The organism is Corticibacter populi, assembly GCF_004217315.1.
GTDB classification, from domain to species: domain Bacteria; phylum Pseudomonadota; class Gammaproteobacteria; order Burkholderiales; family Burkholderiaceae_C; genus Lampropedia; species Lampropedia populi.
This window is the reverse complement of the sequence record NZ_SGWR01000001.1, coordinates 127,499-149,690: the sequence shown is the minus strand read 5'-3', so window position 1 is coordinate 149,690 and position 22,192 is coordinate 127,499. Positions and strand designations below refer to the sequence as shown.

At 58.8% G+C, this 22,192-nt stretch carries 21 protein-coding genes and 1 pseudogene; 2 read left to right on the top strand and 20 right to left on the bottom strand.

Annotation, left to right across the window (positions count from 1 at the left end; translation table 11 throughout):
- Window positions 1-62: 62 nt before the first annotated feature.
- Window positions 63-1,451 carry a sigma-70 family RNA polymerase sigma factor gene (locus EV687_RS00680; protein WP_122225969.1) on the bottom strand — a complete coding sequence of 463 codons (1,389 nt, stop codon included), beginning with the start codon at window positions 1,449-1,451 and terminating at the stop codon, window positions 63-65.
- Window positions 1,452-1,627: 176 nt separating this feature from the next.
- A complete protein-coding gene (locus EV687_RS00675) occupies window positions 1,628-2,554 on the bottom strand; it encodes a LysR family transcriptional regulator (RefSeq protein WP_122225968.1) in 927 nt (308 codons plus the stop codon).
- 96 nt (window positions 2,555-2,650) lie between these two features.
- On the opposite strand from EV687_RS00675, the gene metE reads away from it, so the two are divergent.
- Complete coding sequence (gene metE, locus EV687_RS00670) at window positions 2,651-5,002, top strand: 5-methyltetrahydropteroyltriglutamate--homocysteine S-methyltransferase (RefSeq protein ID WP_207226356.1); 2,352 nt, start codon at window positions 2,651-2,653, stop codon at window positions 5,000-5,002.
- 119 nt (window positions 5,003-5,121) lie between these two features.
- On the opposite strand, the gene EV687_RS00665 is transcribed toward metE, so the two are convergent.
- From EV687_RS00665 to EV687_RS00590, 17 genes and pseudogenes are all read right to left on the bottom strand, one after another.
- Complete coding sequence (locus tag EV687_RS00665; protein WP_122225966.1) at window positions 5,122-5,994, bottom strand: Imm49 family immunity protein; 873 nt, start codon at window positions 5,992-5,994, stop codon at window positions 5,122-5,124.
- A gap of 8 nt (window positions 5,995-6,002) precedes the next feature.
- Window positions 6,003-6,245, bottom strand: coding sequence for a hypothetical protein (locus EV687_RS00660; RefSeq protein ID WP_122225965.1), 243 nt, complete (start codon window positions 6,243-6,245; stop codon window positions 6,003-6,005).
- 56 nt (window positions 6,246-6,301) lie between these two features.
- A complete protein-coding gene (locus tag EV687_RS00655) occupies window positions 6,302-6,499 on the bottom strand; it encodes a hypothetical protein (protein WP_122225964.1) in 198 nt (65 codons plus the stop codon).
- Window positions 6,500-6,524: 25 nt separating this feature from the next.
- On the bottom strand, window positions 6,525-6,938 hold the full coding sequence (locus EV687_RS00650) for an Imm41 family immunity protein (RefSeq protein ID WP_122225963.1): 414 nt from the start codon (window positions 6,936-6,938) through the stop codon (window positions 6,525-6,527).
- On the bottom strand, window positions 6,935-7,432 hold the full coding sequence (locus EV687_RS00645; protein ID WP_130466399.1) for a hypothetical protein: 498 nt from the start codon (window positions 7,430-7,432) through the stop codon (window positions 6,935-6,937). The genes EV687_RS00650 and EV687_RS00645 overlap by 4 nt, the downstream gene beginning before the upstream one ends.
- Before the next feature lie 93 nt (window positions 7,433-7,525).
- Window positions 7,526-8,011, bottom strand: coding sequence for a VENN motif pre-toxin domain-containing protein (locus EV687_RS00640; protein WP_278044254.1), 486 nt, complete (start codon window positions 8,009-8,011; stop codon window positions 7,526-7,528).
- A 27-nt stretch (window positions 8,012-8,038) separates the two neighbouring features.
- Window positions 8,039-8,242: pseudogene (locus tag EV687_RS19250) on the bottom strand (DUF637 domain-containing protein); the annotation flags it as partial.
- Window positions 8,243-8,269: 27 nt separating this feature from the next.
- Complete coding sequence (locus tag EV687_RS00635) at window positions 8,270-8,782, bottom strand: hypothetical protein (protein WP_130466397.1); 513 nt, start codon at window positions 8,780-8,782, stop codon at window positions 8,270-8,272.
- Window positions 8,783-8,860: 78 nt separating this feature from the next.
- Entirely contained in the window at window positions 8,861-9,160 is a 300-nt protein-coding gene (locus EV687_RS19345) for a hypothetical protein (protein ID WP_423201067.1), read from the bottom strand.
- Between the two features lie 176 nt (window positions 9,161-9,336).
- Window positions 9,337-10,203, bottom strand: coding sequence for an Imm49 family immunity protein (locus tag EV687_RS00625; RefSeq protein WP_162846505.1), 867 nt, complete (start codon window positions 10,201-10,203; stop codon window positions 9,337-9,339).
- Window positions 10,204-10,346: 143 nt separating this feature from the next.
- Window positions 10,347-10,709: a hypothetical protein gene (locus EV687_RS00620; protein WP_122225958.1), complete on the bottom strand. Its 363-nt coding sequence runs from the start codon at window positions 10,707-10,709 to the stop codon at window positions 10,347-10,349.
- A 25-nt stretch (window positions 10,710-10,734) separates the two neighbouring features.
- Window positions 10,735-11,133 carry an Imm41 family immunity protein gene (locus EV687_RS18840; protein ID WP_162846504.1) on the bottom strand — a complete coding sequence of 133 codons (399 nt, stop codon included), beginning with the start codon at window positions 11,131-11,133 and terminating at the stop codon, window positions 10,735-10,737.
- A 58-nt stretch (window positions 11,134-11,191) separates the two neighbouring features.
- Entirely contained in the window at window positions 11,192-11,803 is a 612-nt protein-coding gene (locus tag EV687_RS00610; protein WP_165392802.1) for an Imm49 family immunity protein, read from the bottom strand.
- A 316-nt stretch (window positions 11,804-12,119) separates the two neighbouring features.
- Entirely contained in the window at window positions 12,120-12,479 is a 360-nt protein-coding gene (locus tag EV687_RS00605) for an Imm8 family immunity protein (protein ID WP_162846502.1), read from the bottom strand.
- Complete coding sequence (locus EV687_RS00600) at window positions 12,476-18,655, bottom strand: two-partner secretion domain-containing protein (RefSeq protein WP_122225954.1); 6,180 nt, start codon at window positions 18,653-18,655, stop codon at window positions 12,476-12,478. The genes EV687_RS00605 and EV687_RS00600 overlap by 4 nt, the downstream gene beginning before the upstream one ends.
- A gap of 102 nt (window positions 18,656-18,757) precedes the next feature.
- Entirely contained in the window at window positions 18,758-19,336 is a 579-nt protein-coding gene (locus tag EV687_RS00595) for a hypothetical protein (protein WP_122225953.1), read from the bottom strand.
- 45 nt (window positions 19,337-19,381) lie between these two features.
- Window positions 19,382-20,770, bottom strand: a complete 1,389-nt coding sequence (locus EV687_RS00590) for a ShlB/FhaC/HecB family hemolysin secretion/activation protein (RefSeq protein WP_341273240.1) — start codon at window positions 20,768-20,770, stop codon at window positions 19,382-19,384.
- Between EV687_RS00590 and EV687_RS19070 the strand changes: the two genes are divergently transcribed.
- Complete coding sequence (locus EV687_RS19070; RefSeq protein WP_242612518.1) at window positions 20,723-21,022, top strand: hypothetical protein; 300 nt, start codon at window positions 20,723-20,725, stop codon at window positions 21,020-21,022. The genes EV687_RS00590 and EV687_RS19070 overlap by 48 nt on opposite strands.
- Before the next feature lie 316 nt (window positions 21,023-21,338).
- Here EV687_RS19070 and EV687_RS00585 read toward each other — a convergent pair whose 3' ends face one another.
- The gene (locus EV687_RS00585; RefSeq protein WP_122225952.1) at window positions 21,339-22,190 is read right to left on the bottom strand and encodes a 3'-5' exonuclease; all 852 of its coding nucleotides are present in this window, start codon (window positions 22,188-22,190) and stop codon (window positions 21,339-21,341) included.
- Window positions 22,191-22,192 lie beyond the last annotated feature (2 nt).

Here is a 22,192-nt window from a genome sequence, read left to right as displayed (position 1 = left end):
ACGCATGGCATCTGTCCCGGCGACAGCGCAGACTTCAATCCAGAGCCGGATCAAGGGCCGACTCATGACCCGCTGCGCACGGCGTGCTCGATGCGCAAACCCCCTCCGCCACGCTGCCGCACGACCCGTACCGGCAAGGCGGTGGGCAACTGCTGCAGCCAGGCACCGGCATTGGCAATGCGGATCTCGGCCGTGACCGGCAATTGCGCCGCCGCCGGGTCCACGTCGATCGGCACACCGGCGTAGCGTTGCAGACGCCCGACGACCTCACCCAGCGGAACGTCGCGAAACCCCAGCCACCCCTGGCGCCACGGCGCTGCCTGCTGCAGCGGCTCCAGCTGCGGTGCTTGCATCGCCGTGTCTTCCTCCCGTCGCCACACGCGCAACCGTTCGCCGGCAGCCACCTCCCGCGCCGTCCAGCGGGCATCGGGCAGCAGTGGCTCGACAAGCACCCGTCCACTCTCGACCGCCACCTCAACCACACCCTGCACGCCATGCGCGGCACCTTCCGGTGTCTGGCGCGCCGATGGCAACGCCTGCCAGTCCACCGCGAAGCGCGTGCCCAGCACCGTCACCCGCACCAGCCCGGCCTCAACGGAGAACGGCCGATCGGGCATGTGCGCGACCTCGAAGAAGGCCGCACCCTGCTCCAGCCGAGCGGTGCGACGGTCCGCAAAGTAGGCCATGGCCATACGACTGTCCGCATCCAGCGTGATGCGCGAGCCGTCGTCCAGCATGCGCGTCAAACGCTGTCCAGGCGCACTGGCCAAGGTGCCCTGCCATTGCGGCATGTGCCTGCGCCACCATGACCAGAGCCAGCCGCTGCCGCCTCCCAGCGCGGTCAGCCCCAGCAGGGAGCCGAGCAGGCGCCGTCGCTTCGGACGGCTGTCCTCCCCCGCAGGCATGCCGGCTGCCGCAACCACCGGAGCGCCGGCATGCCAACGCTCCAGCAAGGCATCGAGCGAGCGATTGGCACGCATCACATCGCGCTCGATGGTGCTGCGCGTCACGCCCCATTGGCGGGCCAGCACCTCCTGATCCTCGCCATGGACGCGGTGCTGCACGAACACCTCGCGGGTACGCCTTGGCAATGCCGCCAGCGCCGCGCCGACCTCGCCAAGCAGGCGGCGCTGGGCAATGATCTGGGCCGTATCGGCACCCACTGCCGCATCGCCATGCAGGGCCAGCCAGGCGCTGGCATGTTCATCGGCAAGAGTGCGCCTGCGCAGGTGGTCGATGAGCAGATTGCGCGCGGCCGTGAACACGTAGGCCTGCGCCAAATCGGCCCTGGCGCCGGCCGCCTCACTGCCCTGCAGCCTGAGCCACAGTTCCTGCACCAGCTCGCGCGCATCCTCGCTGCTGCCGGTCTTGCGGGTGAAGAACTGCAACAACTGCGCCTGACTGGCGTGGAAGCAGTCCTGCAAGGGCGTGGAGGATGTGCGCTCGAGCATGTGGATGCGGTTCAGGGATGTGCTCTGGAAACCGCCGGCCGATGGCCGGCAAGGTGCTCGGACAGCCGATTCATGCCATTATATGAAGACAAACAATACTCATTTTCATATGCGATGAATTGAATGGCGGTCGACACCCCGTGGCACGCCTGCTCCGGCGGCGCAAAGACCTGCCGCTACATCAAGGCGATGCCGGGCAGATGCGCAAAGCTTTGCTCGCGCATGACGTGGACGAAATCGAGCAGATAGGGACGGCGCGCGTCGGCCTGGCGCACGCTGGCCCAGAGCCGCCCGGTCAGCCCCTGCTCGCCGACGGGCTTGCTGGTGACGTAGCCACGTTCGAGGTAGCCCGTCACCGCCCACAGCGGCAGACAGGCAATGCCCCGGCCGCTGGCCACCAGTTGCAGCATGGCCGCCGTCAATTCGGTAGTGCGGCGCGCAGCCGGCTCCACCCCTGCCGGGCGCAGCACCTGGCGGACCACGTCGAGCATGTCGTCGGGCACCGGATAGGTGATGAGTGTTTCGGCCGCAAAGTCCTCGGCACGCAGCCAGTCACGCTGCGCCAGCCGATGCTGGTGATTGAGCAACGCCACCATCTCGAAGGCAAACAGCGGAAAGAAGCGCATGGCCGTGTCGTCGCCGTCGTCCTCGGAGACGATGGCCAGATCGGCCTTGTCCTGGTGCAGCAGGCCGACCGGATCGGCATGGAAGCCAGAGACGATATCCATCTCGACCTCCGGCCAGCGCAAACGGAAGGCATCCATGGCAGGCATCAGCCAGTCGAAACAGGTATGGCACTCGACCGCGATGCGCAACTGCCCGGCCTCGCCGCTGGCCAGCCGTGCCACGTCGCGCTCGGCCTCCTGCACCTGCGCCAACACCTCCTCGGCCAACGTCAGCAGGCGCTGGCCAGCCACCGTGAAGCGCACCGGCTGGCTCTTGCGTTCGAACAGCGCCGTGCCGTAGTGCTCTTCCAGCAGCTTGAGCTGGTGCGACAGGGCCGACTGCGTGAGGCTGAGCCATTGCGCCGCGCGCGAGATGCTGCCGGTGTCGCGCAGGGCCAGCAAAGTCTTGAGGTGGCGCAGTTCAAGAAGAGATGACATGAATGAAATCGATGATGAACTGAAAAAATTATCGTTTGAATCATACAGAAGTTATTCTGACAATACCAATCTGATTCATCCAAAAGACCATCAATCATGACATTCATTCATACCCTTGGATTCCCCCGCATCGGCGAACACCGCGAACTGAAGTTCGCCCTCGAAAAGCACTGGCGCGGCGAGTTGAACGAGGCCGAACTGCTGGCGGCCGGCAAGGCGCTGCGCCTTGCGCACTGGCAGTTGCAAAAGGACCATGGGCTGGACTTCGTCACCGTGGGCGACTTCGCCTACTACGACCACGTTGCCAACCACATCCAGCTGTTCGGCTGCGAGCCGGCGCGCTTTGGCTTCAGCGGCAGCGAATCGCCACTGGCGCGCTACTTCACGATGGCGCGGGGCGTCGCCTCGGAAGCGGCCGATGCCTCTGCCTGCGATTGCGGCCATGCCCATGGCGATGATGCGGCCCAAAGCGCCAAAGGCAAGCCAGCGCTGGAGATGACCAAGTGGTTCGACACCAATTACCACTATCTCGTGCCCGAATACGATGCCACCACCCGCTTCCAGCTCGACGCCGGCAGCCTGCTGGAACAGGTGCGCGAAGCGCAGGCGCTGGGCAAGCCCGTCAAGGCCGTGCTGGTCGGCCCGCTCACGCTGCTGTGGCTGGGCAAGGAAAAGGCCGAAGGCTTCGATCGCCTGTCGCTCGCCGATGCGCTGGTGGCCGAGTACCGCAAGCTGCTGGAGCAATTGGCCGCCGCAGGCGTGCCCTGGGTGCAGATCGACGAGCCCATCCTCGGCCTCGACCTGCCCGGCCCCTGGGCGCTGGCCCTGGAACGCGCCTACCACACGCTGCAGGGCAGCCCAGTGCAGATTCTGCTGGCGACCTACTTCTCCCCGCTGGAAGACCACCTGAGCCTGGCCTGCAAACTGCCGGTGGCGGGCCTGCACATCGACGGGGTGCGCGCCGGCCACGAACTGACTGCCGTGCAGGACTGGCTGCCGGAAGGCAAAGTGCTGTCGGTGGGCGTCATCGACGGGCGCAACATCTGGCGCACCGACCTCGACAAGGCGCTTGAGCTGCTGCGCCCCGTCCTCGCACGCCGTGGCAGCGAACGCCTCTGGGTGGCCCCTTCGTGCTCATTGCTGCATGTGCCCTTCACGCTGGCGCATGACGCCAGCGTGCCGCAACCGGTGCGCCACTGGCTGGCCGGCGCCATCGAAAAGCTGCAGGAACTGGCGGTGCTGAAAAGCGCACTCGATCAGGGCGACGCCGCCGTGGCCGAGGCGCTGGCCGCCAACCGCGCCACCTTGGCCGAACGTGCGGCCAGCCCGCTGGTGAAGAACCCGCAGGTGGCCACCCGCATCGCCGCACTGCCTGCCGATGCCGACCAGCGCCACAGCCCGTTCAAGCAGCGGCAGGCCCGGCAGCGCGCAGCCTTCCAACTGCCAGCCTACCCAACCACGACCATCGGCTCCTTCCCGCAGACCCGGGAGATCCGCGCCGCCCGCGCGGCCTTCAAGCGCGGCGAGCTCTCCGAGGCCGACTACACCGCTGCGATGCAGCACGAGATCGAACTGGCCGTGCGCAAGCAGGAAGCACTGGGCCTGGACGTGCTGGTGCACGGCGAGGCCGAGCGCAACGACATGGTCGAATACTTCGGTGAACAGCTCGACGGCTTTGCCTTCAGCGCCAACGGCTGGGTGCAAAGCTATGGCTCGCGCTGCGTCAAGCCGCCCATCCTCTACGGCGACGTGGCGCGTCCACGCGCGATGACGGTGGACTGGACGCAATACGCCCAGAGCCTGACGAGCCGGCCGATGAAGGGCATGCTCACCGGTCCGATCACCATCCTGCAATGGTCGTTCGTGCGCGACGACCAGCCGCGCGCGCTGACGGCACTGCAGATCGCGCTGGCCATCCGAGACGAAGTGGTGGATCTGGAGCAGGCCGGCATCCGCATCATCCAGATCGACGAGCCCGCCATCCGCGAAGGCCTGCCGCTGCGCCGCGCACAGTGGAAGTCGTATCTGGACTGGGCCGCGCGTGCCTTCCGCATCTCGGCCAGCGGCGTGCAGGACGACACGCAGATCCACACCCACATGTGCTATTCGGAGTTCAACGACATCCTGCCCGAGATCGCCGGCATGGACGCCGACGTCATCACCATCGAGACCAGCCGCTCCGACATGGAACTGCTGCGCGGCTTCGGCGACTTCCGCTACCCCAACGAGATCGGCCCCGGCGTCTACGACATCCACTCGCCGCGCGTGCCCTCGGTGGCCGAGATGGTACGCCTGCTGCAAAAGGCCCGCGACGTGGTGCCGGCCGAACACCTCTGGGTCAACCCCGACTGCGGCCTCAAGACCCGCGGCTGGCCCGAGACCGAGGCGGCGCTGGCCAATATGGTCGAAGCCGCGCGGCAACTGCGTGACGATACAGTCAAGGCTTGATGCAGCCACCAAAGGCGGGGCTGCTGAGCCACTGCCCCGTTTGTCGAGCGACTACAGGCCTGAACATCAGAGCCCCGTAGTCCGTGCAACGCTGGCCGTCATGCGCAGACACAAGCGGCTCAGCGCCGACGCTCAGGCCGCCGGGGTGAATACGCAGCCCATGGCTCGGCAAACGGCTGCCAGATGTCGAACTCCTGCATGAAGGGCCAGGGATCTTCATATTTCTCGTTGGGCCGGATCGGCAGCCATTCCTTGGGAATCCAGGGTGTGTCCAGATCCAGTTCATAACCGTGACACCACGCCAGCTTGGCAAACAGCGTTGCATACGACACGATGAACTGGCAGGTCACACCCGACTCCTGGTAGAACCGCACCCGGCGGTTCTTCGGTGCGCACTTTTCCAGCAACACCGCCTCCATCGCGGCCTGCTCGCCCCGTGCCAGTGCCAGGTAGAAGCGGTGGTCGATCAGGTAGGAGCGATCCTTCTTGATCTGTTCCTGCATCGCCAGGATGCGCTCGCAACGCGCACCCAATTCATCCCAGCGCCCGTTCAGCGCCAGCCAAGACTGGTACCGGTAATACATCCAGCTCTTGGGATCGTCCTTGTCGCCACCCGTCACCGACGGCGCTGCCCGGTACATCGCATCATGCTGCCGGTACCACTCGATCACCTCTTCGTTGTCGCTGATCAACGGCCATAGCAACTCCTCACTCAGATAGTCGCCTTGGGGCTTGAGGTGCATTCTCATAATGGAAGCCTTCGCTCCAATATATGCCCATTGACGAAACTTCTCTAGATTGCCATCTCGAAAAAAACTCAGTGTCGCCAGTGCTTGCGCATCCGATCTTACATTTAACAAACATCCAGATCTAGAACCACTCCCTGCTTCGAGCAATTCAATCGATCTTCCATCAACAGCCGCAAGATCAAAACCTAAATGATCAATTCCATGCTTAACACTACCAAAATAATCGTAAAAATATTCAATCATACTTGGCCTTAAATATCGATCTTCACTATCTTCAGCGCATTATTGTTTTTGTCTACATAGGCGACAGCCTTGAGCAGGGTCCCTTCGGCTCGTGCCGCATAAATGGCATTTGCGGCTGGAGTTTGTTTTAGCCTAAGCAATACAACATCCAAAGACTCATCCGACAACTGCACAAACCCTCCAGCCGCATTCGGATCCAGATTGGTCGAGCCATTTTTCGCCAACTGCTTGCTATCAATCACCATCGTCATGGTCTTCCCGCTTGCTCATCCACGTACTGCACCACGTGGTCCAGGCCGTTGTTGCCCTAGTACTTCGTGCCAGGCAGTATCGTAAAGCCTCCGTCGCGTTCCAATACGTTGTGCACCAGCGATTCCGTCTTCACACCATATTGGCCACCATTGGCCACCACATCCGAGATCATCAGTCTTTGGTCGAACGTGTTCGTTTTCACGACCATGGCCTGGTTGAGTTTCGTCTTGCCGATGTTGCCTTTGATCTTCAATGCCTATTTGACTCGGCAGATCTCATTAATCCAACTCAAGCAAAGGGTTTCTTTCCTCATAACTAAGAATGGCAGCAGGGCTTGGCAACTCCCCTTTGAAAAATCCCTCAAAAATCAATATAAATCTCTCCGCAAAATCAGAAAGATGGTAGTCGTCAATATTGACTATAGAATACCCATCCTCCCTTGAGGAGTGAGCCATAAACAGTTCCATTGATCGGCTAAATATATTGAATAGTGGCCACAGCAGGTGGCGAGCATCTTTAGTTTTATCCATTGGTGTAACTTGTAAGATGGCCCATTCCAGTAGCCAGTATTTTTCATAATTAATAATGCAATTTTCATGTAAATTCCCCATGAAAGAATCATCTTGCCATTCTTTGCAATGAGGGAAGTTGCTATAAATAATCGAGAATGGCTGCATATTTATCTTGGTCATTTTTGAATTCTCCTTCCTTGCTTTACTGCAATTGCAGTCTTTATCTCATTAAGGGATCCATCCATATTCAATACTGCGCGAGCTTTATTGCTGGAATCGAAAACTTCAATATGCTTTCCATGGATTTTATCTAGGTAAAATTGATCGACCTTTCTGATATAATCGTTGATTTTTTCGTTTGCCACATAAACTGTCGCCGATCCTACTTTTTTATGGGTTTTCTGAGAAAAATTAGCAAGCTCAGACCCAAATCCCGGTGACTTCAGAAATTCCCCCATGTTCCCAACTGCACCGGCGTTAGGAACATAAGGGCCTCGCACAACCTCCCTGAGAACCTCCCCTGCCTCCTCCGTTTTACCTTGCTTGTAAAGACTCTTGCCCTTGTTGATAAGAAGCAGCGATGTATCGCTTACAGGTCCACCAACACTGCTGGCAGCTGCCAGAATGTAATCAAAAGGAGTCTCAGCCTCTATGAGCGCCTTCAAGTCGCTCAAACCCGGTGTAAAGCCAAGCGCAGTGCCCCAAATCGATAGAGCCGGCTGCTGACTATCCGAGCATTCCCCTTGGCTGCCGCATGCAATATTGGATTAAGCCATATAGGCTTGTATTGCCATTTGCCGCGCTCCACGGCTGTAGTCACTGGCGATCAGATACTGACTGGGCAAGCGATTCGATTGCACCAGTTGCCACTGCATTTCGTCCCCATTGATGCCAGCAATTATATGTTCATGGCAGGATGTACTGGTCAGACTTGCTCCGCACGTCTGCCGCATCTCCATCTCTTGTTTCCAATGCAAAAGTTGATATTCTTGACGGACTTTCTCACATTCAGCATCACTTTTGCAATTGGACAGTTCTTTGGCCAAATCCTTCCACTGGTCAGATGTCAAATAGTTGTTCTTGACGGCGGTCTCCGATGTCGTGATGGCCGTCTGCGCATCACCGCCCGCGTAGGCTGCGGTCGCCCCCGACACCAGTTTGCTGTAGGCCAGCACCTTGTTCTCATAGGCCTTCTTGGCTTCGGCGCTGGCGTTGGCGGCCGGTTTCTCGCCTTGCAGCAGCTCCGCCACCATCTCGCCCACCGCGCTGCCAATCGCACCATCGCGGCAACTGCCTTGCGCTGCCGCTCCAGCGGCGCAGCCCGCCAGCGCGTGCGCGAGCTTGTGGGCGATGTATTCGCTCTCCAGCAGTTTGATTTGCCCGGCCACTTCTCCGTGCGCGGTGTCCACCACCGCGCCCAGCAGTGCGCCCCTGAGCGCCTCTTCCAGTCCACCGCCGTTGATGGCCGCGTTCGTCAGTGCCCGGCTGCAGGTGTTGGTGCAATTATTTGGCTATTCAGGCACGTATTCTGAAGGAGCAAGGCCCAAAGTCTCCGCCCAAAAATCGTAGTACTCGTAACCTCCTGCCATCAGTGCACAATTCTTGGCTACCAGAATGGTTTTTTCGCGCAAAACAGGATCACCCCCCTCAGGGTCTCCTGAAATGAAATGGTGCGCATTGAATGCCCCATAGAGCAGTGCTTCCAGATAGGACTCAAGGTCCTTCGCCAAGCATCCTAAGAAATGACTGGCACCATGAATGGCCCGAATCGGATGGGCGTTATATGCCTCGATTTGCCCTTCTGGTGCCATGATGATGTTGACCTCGGACATATCCGCAAAACCCCATCCCTCAGCCAGTTTCTTCGGCTCTGACCAGAAACTGGTCCATAACATATGGATGGGACTCAGGTCGTAATCTTCGAAGAGAAGTTGCAATGGTTCCGGCAGACCAGCCAAAGATAGTAGGGACTCTCTTTGTGTCGGGGTTGTTCGCTCTACGACCACTTTCATGTAATCATCCATGTCAGTCGTAAGAACAGGCTCTCGCAGCCAAGACAAGCATTTTATAAACATCTTGGGATGCATATATCTGACCTTTCTTTAGCGGTAAGGATGAAGAGTGCTATTCCACTGAACATGTAAAGGTTCAGGAATAGGTATGGCTACAGGTCCTTGCATCCAATGATGATGCACAATCTTTGCTCCTTGATATGACTGATGAGTTGGATTGTGCTGAACCCACTGCGCATCAACCACTGGTGATAACCGATTGTTTATCAGCTTTTGATTACTCGAACTAAAAAGCTCTGGGTTTATCCTCAGCAACCCCCGAAAGAACGCCACACTGTCCCTTCTGAATCCGAATGCATTCACTCCACTTCCTGTCCCTATGCTCTGCATGTCAATCGCATATTTCATGTTTACATGTGGACTTGGCAATGGCGACAGTGTGGCACTGGGCTGGCTGTAGATCAATGGATGGTGCGGATTGAGTGTACGCAGATGCGCTTCATATTTACTCTCCAGCAGCTTGATCTGCCCGGCCACTTCTCCGTGCGTGGTGTCAAACGGCCATTTCAGGTCTGAGGCCGCTGAGGTGAGTACGCAGCCCAAGGTTCGGCAAACGGCTGCCAGATATCGAACTCCTGCATGAAAGGCCAGGGGTCTTCATATTTCTCGTTGGGCTGGATCGGCAGCCATTCCTTGGGTATCCAGGGTGTGTCCAGATCCAGTTCATAACCGTGACACCACGCCAGCTTGGCAAACAGCGTTGCATACGACACGATGAACTGGCAGGTCACACCCGACTCCTGGTAGAACCGCACCCGGCGGTTCTTCGGTGCGCACTTCTCCAGCAACACCGCCTCCATCGCGGCCTGCTCGCCCCGTGCCAGTGCCAGGTAGAAGCGGTGGTCGATCAGGTACGAGCGATCCTTCTTGATCTGCTCCTGCATCGCCAGGATGCGCTCGCAACGCTCACCCAGCTCATCCCAGCGCCCGTTCAGCGCCAGCCAGGACTGGTACCGGTAATATATCCAGCTCTTGGGATCGTCCTTGTCGCCCCCCGTTACCGAAGGCGTTGCCCGGTACATCGCATCATGCTGCCGGTACCACTCGATCACCTCTTCGTTGTCGCTGATCAACGGCCATAGCAACTCCTCACTCAGATAGGCACCTTGGGGTTTGAGGTGCAGTTGCATGATTTTCAGCTTGGCTGAAAAATAGGCCCATTTTTTAAGGTCAGAAATACCTCTGTCGGGATAAAAGCTTAATAAAGATGTTGCCTTTGCATTTGATAATAAGGCGCTTAAACATCCATCCCTTGATCCTTGTTTGCTGTTTAGTAAAAAAATTGCATTATCGTCAATGTTTGACAGTCTGCCTTGCAGGTGAGTAAAGCCATGTGTAACGCTTAATGAATAGTCGTCAAAATATTTAATCATTCGGCCGTCCTATATATCTATTTTTACAATTTTTAACTCGCCAGAATTCTTGTCTATGTATGAAGCCGCCTTGATTAAGCTTCCATTCTTCTTTGCCTCATAAACTGCTTGCGCTGCGGATGTTGCACCAAGTCTATCCAAAATTACATCCAAAGATGCATCCGACAACTGCACAAACCCTCCAGCCGCATTCGGATCCAGATTGGTCGAGCCATTTTCGCCAACTGCTTGCTATCCATCACCATCGTCATGCTCTTTCCCGTTTGCTCATCCACGTACTGCACCACGTGGTCCAGGCCGTTGTTGCCCTGATACTTCGTGCCGGGCAGTATCGTAAAGCCTCCGTCACCTTCCAATACGTTGTGCACCAGCGATTCCGTCTTCACGCCATATTGGTCACCATTGGCCACGACATCCGAGATCATCAGTCTCTGGTCGAACGTGTCCGTTTTCACGACTATGGCCCAGTTGAGCTTCGTCTTGCCGATGTAGCCCTTGATCTTCAATGTCTATTTGACTCGGCAGACCCCATCAATCCAACTCAAGCAAAGGATTCCTTTTCTCATAACTAAGAATGGCAGCAGAGCTTGGCAACTCTCCTCTAAAAAAGCCCTCAAAAATCATTTGAAATCGCTCTATAAAATCTCTCATGGCATGATTATTCATGTCTTTTATGGAGAATCCATCGGCTTCTGAATGGTGCGATAAAAATAAAAGCATGGCATGGCTGAATATTCTAAATATTGGCCATAGCAAGTGTTGGGCATCTCCACTTTTATCCATTGGTGTGACTTGTAAAATGGCCAGCTCCAATTGCCAATACTTTTCGTAGCTTATGACCCCATGATCATCCAGAATCCCCAAAAACGAATCATCTTGCCACTCCTTGCAGTGAGGGAAGTTACTGTAAATGATGAGGAATGGCTGCATGTCCGTTGTGGCTCCTCTAAGTCGGTGAAGACCTGGCTGCTTTTGTAAAACGGCCATCTCAGGTTTGAGGCCGTTGAGGTGAGTAGGCAGCCCATGGCTCGGCAAATGGCTGCCAGATATCGAACTCCTGCATGAAGGGCCAGGGATCTTCATATTTCTCGTTGGGCTGGATCGGCAGCCATTCTCTGGGAATCCAGGGCGTGTCCAGATCCAGCTCATAACCGTGGCGCCAGGCCAGCTTGGCGAGCAATGTGGCATACGACACGATGAACTGGCAGGTGATTCCAGATTCGTAAGCAAAACTGCGGCTGCGCAGTTTGCGGGAATACATTTCCAGAAGAATTCTTGTCATTTCCGCCTTATCGCCAATGGATAAGGCGTGCAAAAATCGAAGAATCACAAGCCTAGGCTTCATCTTGGAGAACTTCTCGGATTGAGATAAGGCTTTCTCGCAATCAACTCTCAGCTCAGCGAAGAGTCCATTCAGGGCGCGCCAGATTTGCAGTCGGTAGAATTCATGGGATAGTATCTGATTTTTCTTTTCGCTATCGGCCGATTCATAGAAACGCCTGTTATCCCGGTACCAGTCAATCACTTCCTGATTGTCGCTTATCAATGGCCAGAGTAAATTCTCAACGCTATCAACCCCGTTTGTCTCGTATTGCAGCATGATTCGTAGTTTAGCACTCGTATATGTCCACTGCCTCATCTTTGCCAAATCAGAAGATAGAAAAAATTCCATTATTGCGATCATTGCTGAATTATTCGATAGGTTCCTCAAACAGCCTGACCTTGAACCCTCCTTGTTCTCAAGAAGCTCTATGGTGCTCCATCTTGGTTCTGGTACACCTCCTCCAAGGTGTTCAAATCCATGTTTGACACTCTCATGATACTCTGAAAAATATTTAATCATACGTCCAATACTCAACAACCACCAGCTAAAGCTGGTGGTTGTTGAATCCTTATAAATTTTAGGAATTTATCAGCTATATCAAGTCATCAAACTCCCAAGTGAGGAATTTTGATAAAGATCTGAAAGATTCTTTTGTGCTTAGCTCATAGCTATTAATTTTATTTACAATGGATTTGATTTCATCCTTAATTAATTCAGCGTCAAAAAAATCAACAACAATAACTCTGCTTAAAAATAATGAATTAATATTTTTCAGTTCAGAAGTTAACCAGTTTACTGTGCAAAATGTTGCTTGATAGAAGCTGCTCATGTGGCCGTCTTTGGTGCTAATAATTACATCAAACGAGACGAAGAAGTTGTCATTGATTTCCGGATGGAATTCACTAAGATCATCTGCTCCAAACGAAATGCTTTCAATAATCAGACTTTTCATTTTATCACCATGTGCCCGTTGGAGATGATGCCCCCTGTTTTTGGGTTGCGGGTTTGAAAATTTGCTTGTAAACCTGTCGGATTGAAAATCGCTGGCGTATTTGGCTTTAATGTTGGAGGTCGATATACTCTCTCGCCATCCGCACTTATCCATCCTCCAGGAACCCCATTCAGAGGACGGGCGCCATCACCAACCCATATCTGCCCCAAACGACTGGCTTCAGCCGCACTGGATGTGCCTATTGAAAAATTGACACTGCCATTTGTACCTCCTCTAACAGCGATGGCTAAGCGAGGATCTCTAGAAGAGATGTCCTCCAAATTCTGCAGCCTCAATTGCTCAGCCAGTCTAATTGCTGTAACATTGTTTGCAGTTCCACCTGACGTCCTCAAAACTTCTACAATTGCATCTACCGAAGGCTCACCGACTCTTCGGATGGCTCCGCCAATCACGGGGACCAATCCCATGGAAGCCCAGAATCTACTTGCTTCTTCCTTCGTTAAGCTACTTCGTCCAGTCATTAATTGCATGGCAGACTCGGTGGTTCCCCAGCCAGGAGCTATCTCAATAAAAAACTGTGAAATTAATTTGGCCCGTTCTTTTGTTAATCCTTCGCCTCTTTGCACTATATGCGCAGTTGTCAGTACGTATTCTAGTTGACTAAGATAACTATCGATCTCCCTAAGCCTCGCCTCAGTGCAACTATTTCCATTGAAACAATCCTGCATCAGTCGTACATTTTCTTTGGCTATTTGACCTTTAACCTCATGGTACGGACTCCGGCTCAAATAGTTGTACTTGACTGTAACTTCTGCTGTCGTGATTGCCGTCTGTGCATCTCCACCCGCATACGCAGCGGCGGTGCCGGCCACCAGTTTGCTGTAGGCCAGCACCTTGTTCTCATAGGCCTGCTTGGCTTCGGCGCTGGCGTTGGCGGCGGGTTTCTCGCCCTGCAGCAGTTCCGCCACCATCTCGCCCACCGCGCTGCCAATGGCGCCATCGCGGCAACTGCCTTGCGCTGACGCTGCTGCGGCGCAGCCTGCCAGCGCGTGCGCGAGCTTGTGGGCGATGTATTCGCTCTCCAGCAGTTTGATCTGCCCGGCCACTTCTCCGTGCGCGGTGTCCACCACCGCGCCCAGCAGCGCGTCCCTGAGCGCCTCTTCCAGTCCGCCGCCGTTGATGGCGGCGTTCGTCAGTGCCCGGCCGCTGGCGTTGACGAGGTTGAAGGTGAGTTTGTCGCTGAAGGCCTGGCTGCCCTTGAGGGGCCGGATGCTGTCGAGTCCGCCGATTTTTTCGAGCACGCCGGCGGTGAGCATGGCGGCGATGGTCGCCCGCACGGTGTCGCTGCTGGCCAGCGCCTGCAGGGTCTTGCCGAGGTTGCCTTTGTTATTGACCAGCGTGATCGAGGCTTGTGCGGCCAGGCTGCTGAAGGCGGCGTCGGCCATGGCGCTGCCGAGCTGGCCGCTGGCGCCCACCAGGTCGCTGCCCACGCCGTTGGTGACGACAGCCACGGCCACGGCCAGCAGCGCGGCGCCAGCGGGGGTCAGGCCTTCCTGCTTGTAGCTCCATTGGTCGTAGGCGAGCTTGACGGATTGCCAGTCGACGTCACTGCGTTTGGTCAGCTCGCCAAGGTAGGCCATGCCGGGTTGTTCGGCCAGGGCCTGTACTTCGGTCTTGAAGTCGCCGGCGGGTACCTGGGCGAGCACGGGGCCTTTGAAGGTGGGCGCGCCGGGGCCGCCGAAGCTGGGCAGTGTCAGGGTTTCGACGGTGCTGCCACGGCCGGTCTGGCGCTGCCAGACGACGTAGTTGCTCTCGCGCACGTGGCTTTGCGTCACGCGGGTTTTGATGCCTTCGAGGATGACTTTGGCGTCGGCGCGGGCGTTGGCGCCCACGCCGACCTGGATGTTAGCGCCGCTGAGGCTGGTCTGGAAGGCGGTGCCTTGCAGCAGCGTGTCCCAGCCCGAGGCGGTGCTGGCACTGCCAGCGACGAGTTTGCTGGGCAGTTGGGCCGATACTTCGCGGCTGGTGACGGTTTTGTCTCTGCCGTAGGTCACGCCCAGGAAGCTTTTCTTTTTCTGTACGTCCACCTGGCTGTATTGCACTTCGGGCACGGCGTACAGGTTCAGTGCGTTTGCAGCGGTGATCTGGATGTGGCCCTGGGGGGCGTCGAACTGCGTGGCGTAGGCGGCAATGCTGCCGCCGCTTTTGAGTTCGATGTGCTGGCCGCTCAGTTGCACGGGCGAGGCGCTGATGTCCTGGTTGATGTGCGTTTCGGTGATGCGCTTGCGGTTGTACCACTTGCCGCGTTTGTAGCTGAACTGGTGGTAGCTGTAGATTTCTTCCTGGCCGGATTCGAGGCGCAGGTCGCCCTGGGATTGCAGGCGCACGGTGCCGTTGGGCGCCTTGACATGGGAGTCGCTGAGCACGAGGCGCGAGTTGCCGCTGCCGACGGTTTCGATCTGCACGCCCTTGCTGCCCTGGATGACGCTGGGTGTGCCAAACAGGGCCCAGGCGTATTGGTTGCTGCCGGCCTGGCCATACTCGTACAGATCGGACAGGCCCGAGATGTGGATGCCGACGGCTTTTTTCTGCTCGGCAGAGGGGGCGTTGGGGTCTGCGGGCAAGGCTCCTGCGGCCTGGATGTGGACTTGCTCGCTGGCGGTGAGTGCGGCGCCATAGACACCGATGCCTTGCGATGCGGTCAGGCGGATGTTCTTGCCGGTGAGTTGGGCGCCGAAGTTCTTGCTGCCATGGGCGGAGGCGTTGAGGGTGCCGATGTATTTGTCGAACTCGCCTCTTTCCTGCTCCAGGCTGGCGATCTGGTTGCGGTATGGCTGGATTCTTTTTTCGGCAGCGGCCAAGAGGCTTTCAAATTGTTCGCACGCATATGCATCATTCATGTAAAAGCAGAAATGAACCTCCTGCTTTCGAAGCCCGGATACTTCTGCGACCATAGTGGCGTAGGCCGGATCGCTCTTGATCTGGCCGATCTGCTTCTCGATCTCGGCGCGCTCCTTCTGCAACTGTGCCACGCGGTCTTTCGGGACATGGGCGGTGAAGTCACTGCGGATGCCATCGATCAGGATGTTGCCGCCATGGGCGGTGATGTTCAGGTCGCCCTTGCTGGTGAGTTTGCTGCCTTGCAGGCTGACGGCCGCGCCGCCCAGGGTGAGGTGGCGCGGTGCATTGAGCGTGACGGGCAAGGCCGATGGGGCATTGGCCGTGCCCACGGATCGGCCGATGAGCTCAAGGGTGCCGCTTCGCGCGACGATGGTCAGGTCGCGCTTGGCGGAGATTTGCGACTGGGACAAGGCCAGTTCGTCGGCATCGACGGCCAACCCGAGCTTGAGGTTGCCGAAGTTGTAGAGGGTGATGTCGCCCAGACCGGTGACGATGGACAGGTCGGTTGCCGCCTTGAAGCTGGTTCCCGCATTGGCTTTCATGGCACCGCCGGACTCCACGCTGAGCTGTCCGCTGACGGCCTTGGTGGCGGCGCTGCTGGTGGCGGAGGTCTGCAGCAGCGTGTTGTTGAGGGTGAGGGTGCCGCCCTGGTTGTAGACGGACAAGGCGCCAGCCTGGTAGTTGCCGGCAGAGTGGTTTTGCGCGCCTTTGGAAGACAGGCTGAGCAGATCGGTGGCCGCCAGCGTGGCCTTGTTGGCGCTGATGCCTTTTTCGGCGCTGGTGATTGCCATGCTGCCACCGGCCTTCAAGGCGGTGGCGTTGACGTCCACCGCCTGGGCTGCATGCAGGTAGACGTTGCCGCTGGCCGTCAATGCGGGGCTGTCGCCCCAGGGGTTTTTCAACGACAGGCTGCCCTTCTCGGCGGCGAGGGCGAGGTGGCCGCTGGTGGCCTTGATGCCGGCGCTTTGCGTATGCAGATTGCGGCCGGCCTGCAGGCGAATATCGGCTGCCTCGATTGCCGTTCCAACAGTTTGATAAACCGGCCCCTGCTGACCTTTGACAACGTATTCGTTTCTTGCTGGCAGCAGATTGATATCGCGTCCAGCTTGAAGCTGCAAACTTCCTCCAGCAGAAAAAGTCGAAGCTGACAACGTGACATTTTGATCCGTACCAATGCTGCCAATATTGAGATCACTTCGTGCCCGAATCTGACTGGCAATCGCCACTTCTTGCGTTGCTTCGTAGCTGAATGCATCTCCGATGGCAACCGGTCCAAGACCAAGGATATTGATATTTTGACCGCCGGCGACCACCCCATGAGCGCTGACGCCTCCTTGGTAGGCAGAAACCTCCATATTCTTACCGGCATCCAATTGCACACGACTGTGATCATGGTCATAGACGTTGCCTACGACTGTCGGTAGCGCATGTATCGAAACACCGCTCTCGCCATATGCAGTAATTGCCAATGCACCCTGCGCATGCACGCGGCTGCCCTGCAAGGCAACGCCATCGCCGCTGAGCGTCACGTCGCCCTTGGCGTCGATGCTCACCCGCTTGCCATTGGCAGGGGTGGCGCCGCCTGCGCCTTCCAGGCGTAGCGCGCCTGCAGCATGGGCGGTGAAGTGGCCTGCCGCCGTGGCATGGGTGCCGGCGGTCAGGCGCAGATCCTTGCCGGCCTGCAGGAACACGTGGCCACCATCGCTGCGCACGCTGGCAATGCCGGGGCTGTCGATGACGAGGCTGCCGCTGGCAATGGCCGCGGTCTGCCTGGCACCATGGATCTGCCCGCCCTTGATGCCGATGTCGGCGGCCGTTTCCCTGAAGGGGGCACCCGTCTCCAGGTGCACCTGCTGCCCGGTGACGGTGCTGTCAGTGAGACGGATGCCGGAGGCCGACAGGATGCCGGCTGCGGCGGTGGTGCTCAGCACCGTGGCCTTGTCGGCCGTGACCGTGCCTTCACTGCTGAGCTGGAGGTCGCCACGCGCCTCGATGCGGCTGCCGCTGGCGAGTTGGATGTTGCGGCCCGCGCTGATGCTGACGGTGCCGCTGCCGGCCTCGGGCTGGCTGGCCTTGGAGCCGGTGCTGGCGATGCGGGCATTGGCCGCCAGCTTGACGTCGCGTTGCGCGTGCACGATCACGTTCGATGGTACCGCCGTGGCTTGCTGCAGGCCGGTGCCGCTGTGGTTGAAGTCTGCACCGGCACTGGCCAGCAGCAGATGGCCACCCAGCAGTTTGCCGCTGTTGTCGATGTTGCCGCGCACGCTGGCCACGCTGGCTTCCTGTGCCTGCAGCGTGCCGCGATTTTCCAGACGGCCATCGGCGGTAACGACAAGTTGCCCGCTGGCCTTGAGGGTGCCCGCATTGCGCACGCCCACGCCGGCCTCGGTAGCCAGCAGGGTGATGCGACCAGCGTACATGCCGCCCAGCGCGGCGGTATCGATGGCAACCGCCGGCTTGCTGCCGCTGCCACCAATGGCCTGGGTTGCACCGCTGCCATAGTCGATGCGCTGCGTGCCGGTGACCACCGCGAGCTGGCCGCTGCCGGCCTCGACCTTGCCGGCAATGTTGGCTGCGCGGCCCAGTATCTCGGTATAGGGCACACCCTTGACGTCCAGGCCCTTGCCACCGATCTCGATGGCGCCGGCGCGCACGTCAAAGCCCTTGATGTCGCCGTTCTCCAACCGGGCAGTGCCACTGGTCAGCGTGACCCGGCTGGCATTGACGAAGCGCGCACCGTCGGCCTGGATCCCGGCAGGGTTGGCGATGATGACGTCGGCCCGGCCGCCATTGACCGTCACCGTACCGCCCAGGTGGCTGGGCTGGCTGGAATTGACTTCGTTGAGGATGACCCTGGCCTCGCCCCTGGCCAGCCAGGGATTGCTGCCGCGGGAATTGTTGAGAATCGCACCTTCGGTCTGGACGTCGAACTGGCGGTATGTGTTGCGGCTAACGCCGGCCGCGCTGGGTGTCTGGATGTTGATCAAGGGTACGCCATCGGGATTGGCGAGCACGGTGGGGCGCTGGTTGCCGGGCGCGGATGGATCGGCAACGATCTGTGCCTGCGCGGGCTGGCCCAGCCACACCAGGGCAGCCGCCAGCGCACATAGCCTCCCGATGGATACCGGTGGCCTGCCTGACGCCTGGGCTTGAACCTGGGCTTGGCATGCGCTGTCACCGGCGGCTGCGCCGCCATGGCTTCTTGCGCATTCTTGCACCACCATGCGGATGCCGCGCGCGGCGTTGAAGACGACCCGATACAGGCCCTGGTTCATGATGCTTCTCCTCTTTTTCGCTCATCGGCGCCTCATGCTGTTTTGCCGCCCTGCCTTGCGCCCACAGCAACAGGGTCGGGCATCGCTCTCATCGTGGCAATGTCAGGGCACGCGCCGGTAGGCCGGCTCGGCATCGATTCGCAACGGGTAGCCATTGGCGTCGAGCGCGCTATCGTCGCCGACGAACAGCTGATCGTTCTCGACATCGAAAAGCGTCTTCACCTGGTTCTCCGGATCGTTGAGATCAGGTATCGCATCGATTTGCAGCCCGCTGCCGCCGTCGGCGCTGACGTTGAATGCCGTCAGCTTGAAACTGGCCCGAATCACGTTGCTGCGGCCACTGATGGTGTGACGGGCGAATTCCGGCTTATCGAAGACACCGGTGATGACGCCAGCCTTGTTCTGGCATTGCGCATCGGTATAGAAGGTCTGGCGGCTCTCAAGCCTGGCCTGGGCAAAAATAAGCCGGTCTTGCGCAACCACCGTCCAGTACTTTCCGGGGGCCCAGAAGGTGTCGTCCGGCTCGCAACTGAGCTCCTCAATCGCCTGCCAGGTGCCGACGAATTCGGAGAGATCAAGCTCATTGGCGGGTTCACCGCCATCGCCTCCCCCTCCGCAGGCCTGCAGGAGCACCGAAGCTGCGACTGCGATGAAAGCGACGTGCGTGGATTTGAATTTCATGGTTGTTTCCTGATGGTGGAGTGATGGTTGAGAAAAGATGGAAAGTCAGAATTCATGGGCGAGTTGGAAACCGACGCTGATGCGCGCCGTCTCGAAACCCCTGGGCTTGTGCAGCGGCGCCCCAGCAAAGACTTCATAGCTGGCCCCCATGACGCTGCCACGCATGCCCAGCACCGCGCCGGCCAGGCTGGTGCCACCCAGCCACCGGGCGGACGGGCCACCGACCCGGCCCCAGTCCAGACCGAGGTATGCCTGCTGCCCGGAGTGGCCCAACATGGCGCTGAGTTCATTGCGCAGCAGGACTCCCCGGTCGGCCATCAAGGTTTGCTCCCCATCGAAGCCACGCACGGTGTAACGGCCACCGATGGAAAAGCGTTCCTGCGGCGCCAGCGGCGTACGGTTGTACTGCAGACGCAACTGCATGCTGTAGCCCAGCCGCTGCTGTGCCAGTTCAAAGGGCTTGGCCAGTTGCAGCGACGCCGTCAACAGCTTGAAGCGCGATGTTCCTTCACCAAAGGGCTCTTCCGGCGCAGCCTGAGCACCGAACGCGCCAGTGCCCCGGCGGTAGGCGACATTGGCATCCAGAACGCCCTCTCCCAGCCAGGCACGGTGCTGCGCACCGAGTTCCCAACTGCCCGTGGCACGTCGCTGGACTTCCACTTCGGTGTCATCGATGAAGTTGCTCGAACGCCGCCTCTGCCACTTGCCGGTGACACTGAACCTGTGGCGCGCATTGCGCCACAGAACCCGGGATATGCGCAGCTCGGTCTGCCGGCTGTGCCCGCTGTAGCGATAGTCTTGCGTGGCACCGGCAATGCTTTGGTGGTAGTCGTTGTCGGCATGGCTGATCGCTAAGGACCAATAACCCAGCGGCACCTCGTAATGCCAGAGCCTGTTGCGGGATCCTTTCGAACCGCTGTGCCCACCGCCAAGGTCCTGACCCAGGCTGACGTAGAGCCTGTCGTTGAGCGTCCACCAGTTGTCATAGAAGATGGTGAGGCCGCCCTGGTACTTGCCGGTCGCTTTGCTGCCGCCATCATCCAATGTGATCTGCGCACGCAACGGAAAGCCCTGGTGATAAGCCACTGTCAGCGCACTGCTCCCATCCTCACTGGCGGGCTCGATCCGGATTTGCGCTTCGGCCGTTGGCAGGCGGCGCAGATTTTCCAACCCCTGCTCGACATCCCGCAGATTGAGAATGTCCCCACTGCGCATCGGAAAGGCGTTCCACAAAGTGGCTCGCCGTTGCATGGGGCCGGCAGGCTGGATGTGCTGTATTCGACCTGGATGCAAGGTCAGCACGAGTTGGCCTTGCGTCAAATCCTGCGCAGGGGTCTCCACCCGGCTGGTAATGTAGCCTCTGGCAATCAAGGCCTCCTGCAACCGATGCGCGATGATCGTGATGCCCTCGGTGCCAAGGCATCGTCCGGCCACGGGATCGGACGCCCCATCCGCCGTTGCATCAGCCTGGCCAATCAGCCAGCGGAAACTGCGCGCGGAATCTCCATCGAGCCGCACGGACTGGATCCGGAAACAAGGCGTCTCATCAGTGGGCAAATGGCGCTTTGCCAGCGGCGATGTCTCCGGCTGGGCCAACGGTTTTTCCGCATCCAGCTGGTGGCGCTGTTGCCATTCCTGCTGGCGTTGCTCCTGCCGATGGAATTGCTGCGCCGAATCCAGCGGTAACACACTGCCGGCTGTACCCGCCTGGGCCCAGGCGGATGCAAGCAATGGACCTGCCACCACCGCCATCATCCCTCTTTGGACCGTTTGAAACGCAACACGCACACGCCTCGCAGGCGACACACCGACCGCCATCCCACACCCCGCCCTCATGCACATAATTTATGCGGAGCAATGTATCACACAATAAGAATCATTCTCTTAATGTAAAGAAAAAATAAGAAATGTGAATGGACAATGACAGACCAAGTCCGGAATGCATTGACAATCATCTCCAAAGACTAGTACTCAGAAGCACCTTCTTGGATCAAGCTGTTGGTCAAAATCCGGCAAAGTCACCCTGTTGCGCGCGCGCCCGCAGGTGCCGTGCCTGCGCCAGCACATCGCTGATCTGACCCCAGTCGCGCAGGCCGCGCGTCCGGGCACGGTGCAGGCAGATGAGCGCCAATTCTGCGGTGGCCATCGCGTCGGCAACGGCATGATGGCGCTGGCTGTTGTGCAGGCCAAAGCATGCCAGCCAGCGGCCCAGGTCGGCATCGCTGCCGGTCGCCGCTGCATGCTCGGGAAACAGCAGCGGCGCCAGTTGCGCCAGGTCCAGCACCTGCGGCAGCTGCGCGGGCAGCAATCCCAGCCAGTGCCGCGCGGCCTTGTGCAGCATGTGCTGATCGAACCAGGCATGCCAAGCCAGCCATAGCGCATCCTGCCCATATTCCAGCAGATCCAGCAGCGCCAGGCGCGGCTCGCTGCCCTGCGCAAGATCGGCACGGGTGAGGCCATGGAACAGCTGGCCGGTGGCCGGCAGCGCCACCGCCTCCTGCCGCAGCACCCGCTCGAAGCTTTGGCCCAGCTCGACGCCGCAGCGCTCGATGCGCACCGCGCCGGCCGAGATCATCACGTCACGCTGCAGGTCGAGACCGGTGGTCTCCAGGTCGAAGACCACCAGCGGCTGTTCAACCAGCGACCGGGCGTCTGAGCTGCCTGGCCGGACCCAGGCATGCTGGCCCAGCCGTTCCAGACGCTGCCGGATGGCTTGCTGAAGTTCCTGTACAGCTTCAGGCGCTCCAGGCCCAGACGCCTGGCTGGCCTGCGCCGGCTGGGCTGGCTGAACCAACGGCCCCACTGGGCGTCGTCCCGCCCGGTCGTGCAGCCATTGTCTGAGTGCGTTCCACATGT

Coding starts and splice junctions, on each gene's coding strand:
- EV687_RS00600 (WP_122225954.1), bottom strand. CDS start 18,655: ATGAACCAGGGCCTGTATCGGGTCGTCTTCAACGCCGCGCGCGGCATC.
- EV687_RS00675 (WP_122225968.1), bottom strand. CDS start 2,554: ATGTCATCTCTTCTTGAACTGCGCCACCTCAAGACTTTGCTGGCCCTG.
- metE (WP_207226356.1), top strand. CDS start 2,651: ATGACATTCATTCATACCCTTGGATTCCCCCGCATCGGCGAACACCGC.
- EV687_RS00605 (WP_162846502.1), bottom strand. CDS start 12,479: ATGAAAAGTCTGATTATTGAAAGCATTTCGTTTGGAGCAGATGATCTT.
- EV687_RS00640 (WP_278044254.1), bottom strand. CDS start 8,011: ATGGTGGCGGAGCTGCTGCAAGGCGAGAAACCGGCCGCCAACGCCAGC.
- EV687_RS19345 (WP_423201067.1), bottom strand. CDS start 9,160: ATGCAGAGCATAGGGACAGGAAGTGGAGTGAATGCATTCGGATTCAGA.
- EV687_RS00680 (WP_122225969.1), bottom strand. CDS start 1,451: ATGCTCGAGCGCACATCCTCCACGCCCTTGCAGGACTGCTTCCACGCC.
- EV687_RS00625 (WP_162846505.1), bottom strand. CDS start 10,203: ATGATTAAATATTTTGACGACTATTCATTAAGCGTTACACATGGCTTT.
- EV687_RS00585 (WP_122225952.1), bottom strand. CDS start 22,190: ATGTGGAACGCACTCAGACAATGGCTGCACGACCGGGCGGGACGACGC.
- EV687_RS00665 (WP_122225966.1), bottom strand. CDS start 5,994: ATGATTGAATATTTTTACGATTATTTTGGTAGTGTTAAGCATGGAATT.
- EV687_RS00650 (WP_122225963.1), bottom strand. CDS start 6,938: ATGACCAAGATAAATATGCAGCCATTCTCGATTATTTATAGCAACTTC.
- EV687_RS00595 (WP_122225953.1), bottom strand. CDS start 19,336: ATGAAATTCAAATCCACGCACGTCGCTTTCATCGCAGTCGCAGCTTCG.
- EV687_RS00660 (WP_122225965.1), bottom strand. CDS start 6,245: ATGACGATGGTGATTGATAGCAAGCAGTTGGCGAAAAATGGCTCGACC.
- EV687_RS00635 (WP_130466397.1), bottom strand. CDS start 8,782: ATGGATGATTACATGAAAGTGGTCGTAGAGCGAACAACCCCGACACAA.
- EV687_RS00610 (WP_165392802.1), bottom strand. CDS start 11,803: ATGCTGCAATACGAGACAAACGGGGTTGATAGCGTTGAGAATTTACTC.
- EV687_RS18840 (WP_162846504.1), bottom strand. CDS start 11,133: ATGCAGCCATTCCTCATCATTTACAGTAACTTCCCTCACTGCAAGGAG.
- EV687_RS19070 (WP_242612518.1), top strand. CDS start 20,723: ATGCGCGATGATCGTGATGCCCTCGGTGCCAAGGCATCGTCCGGCCAC.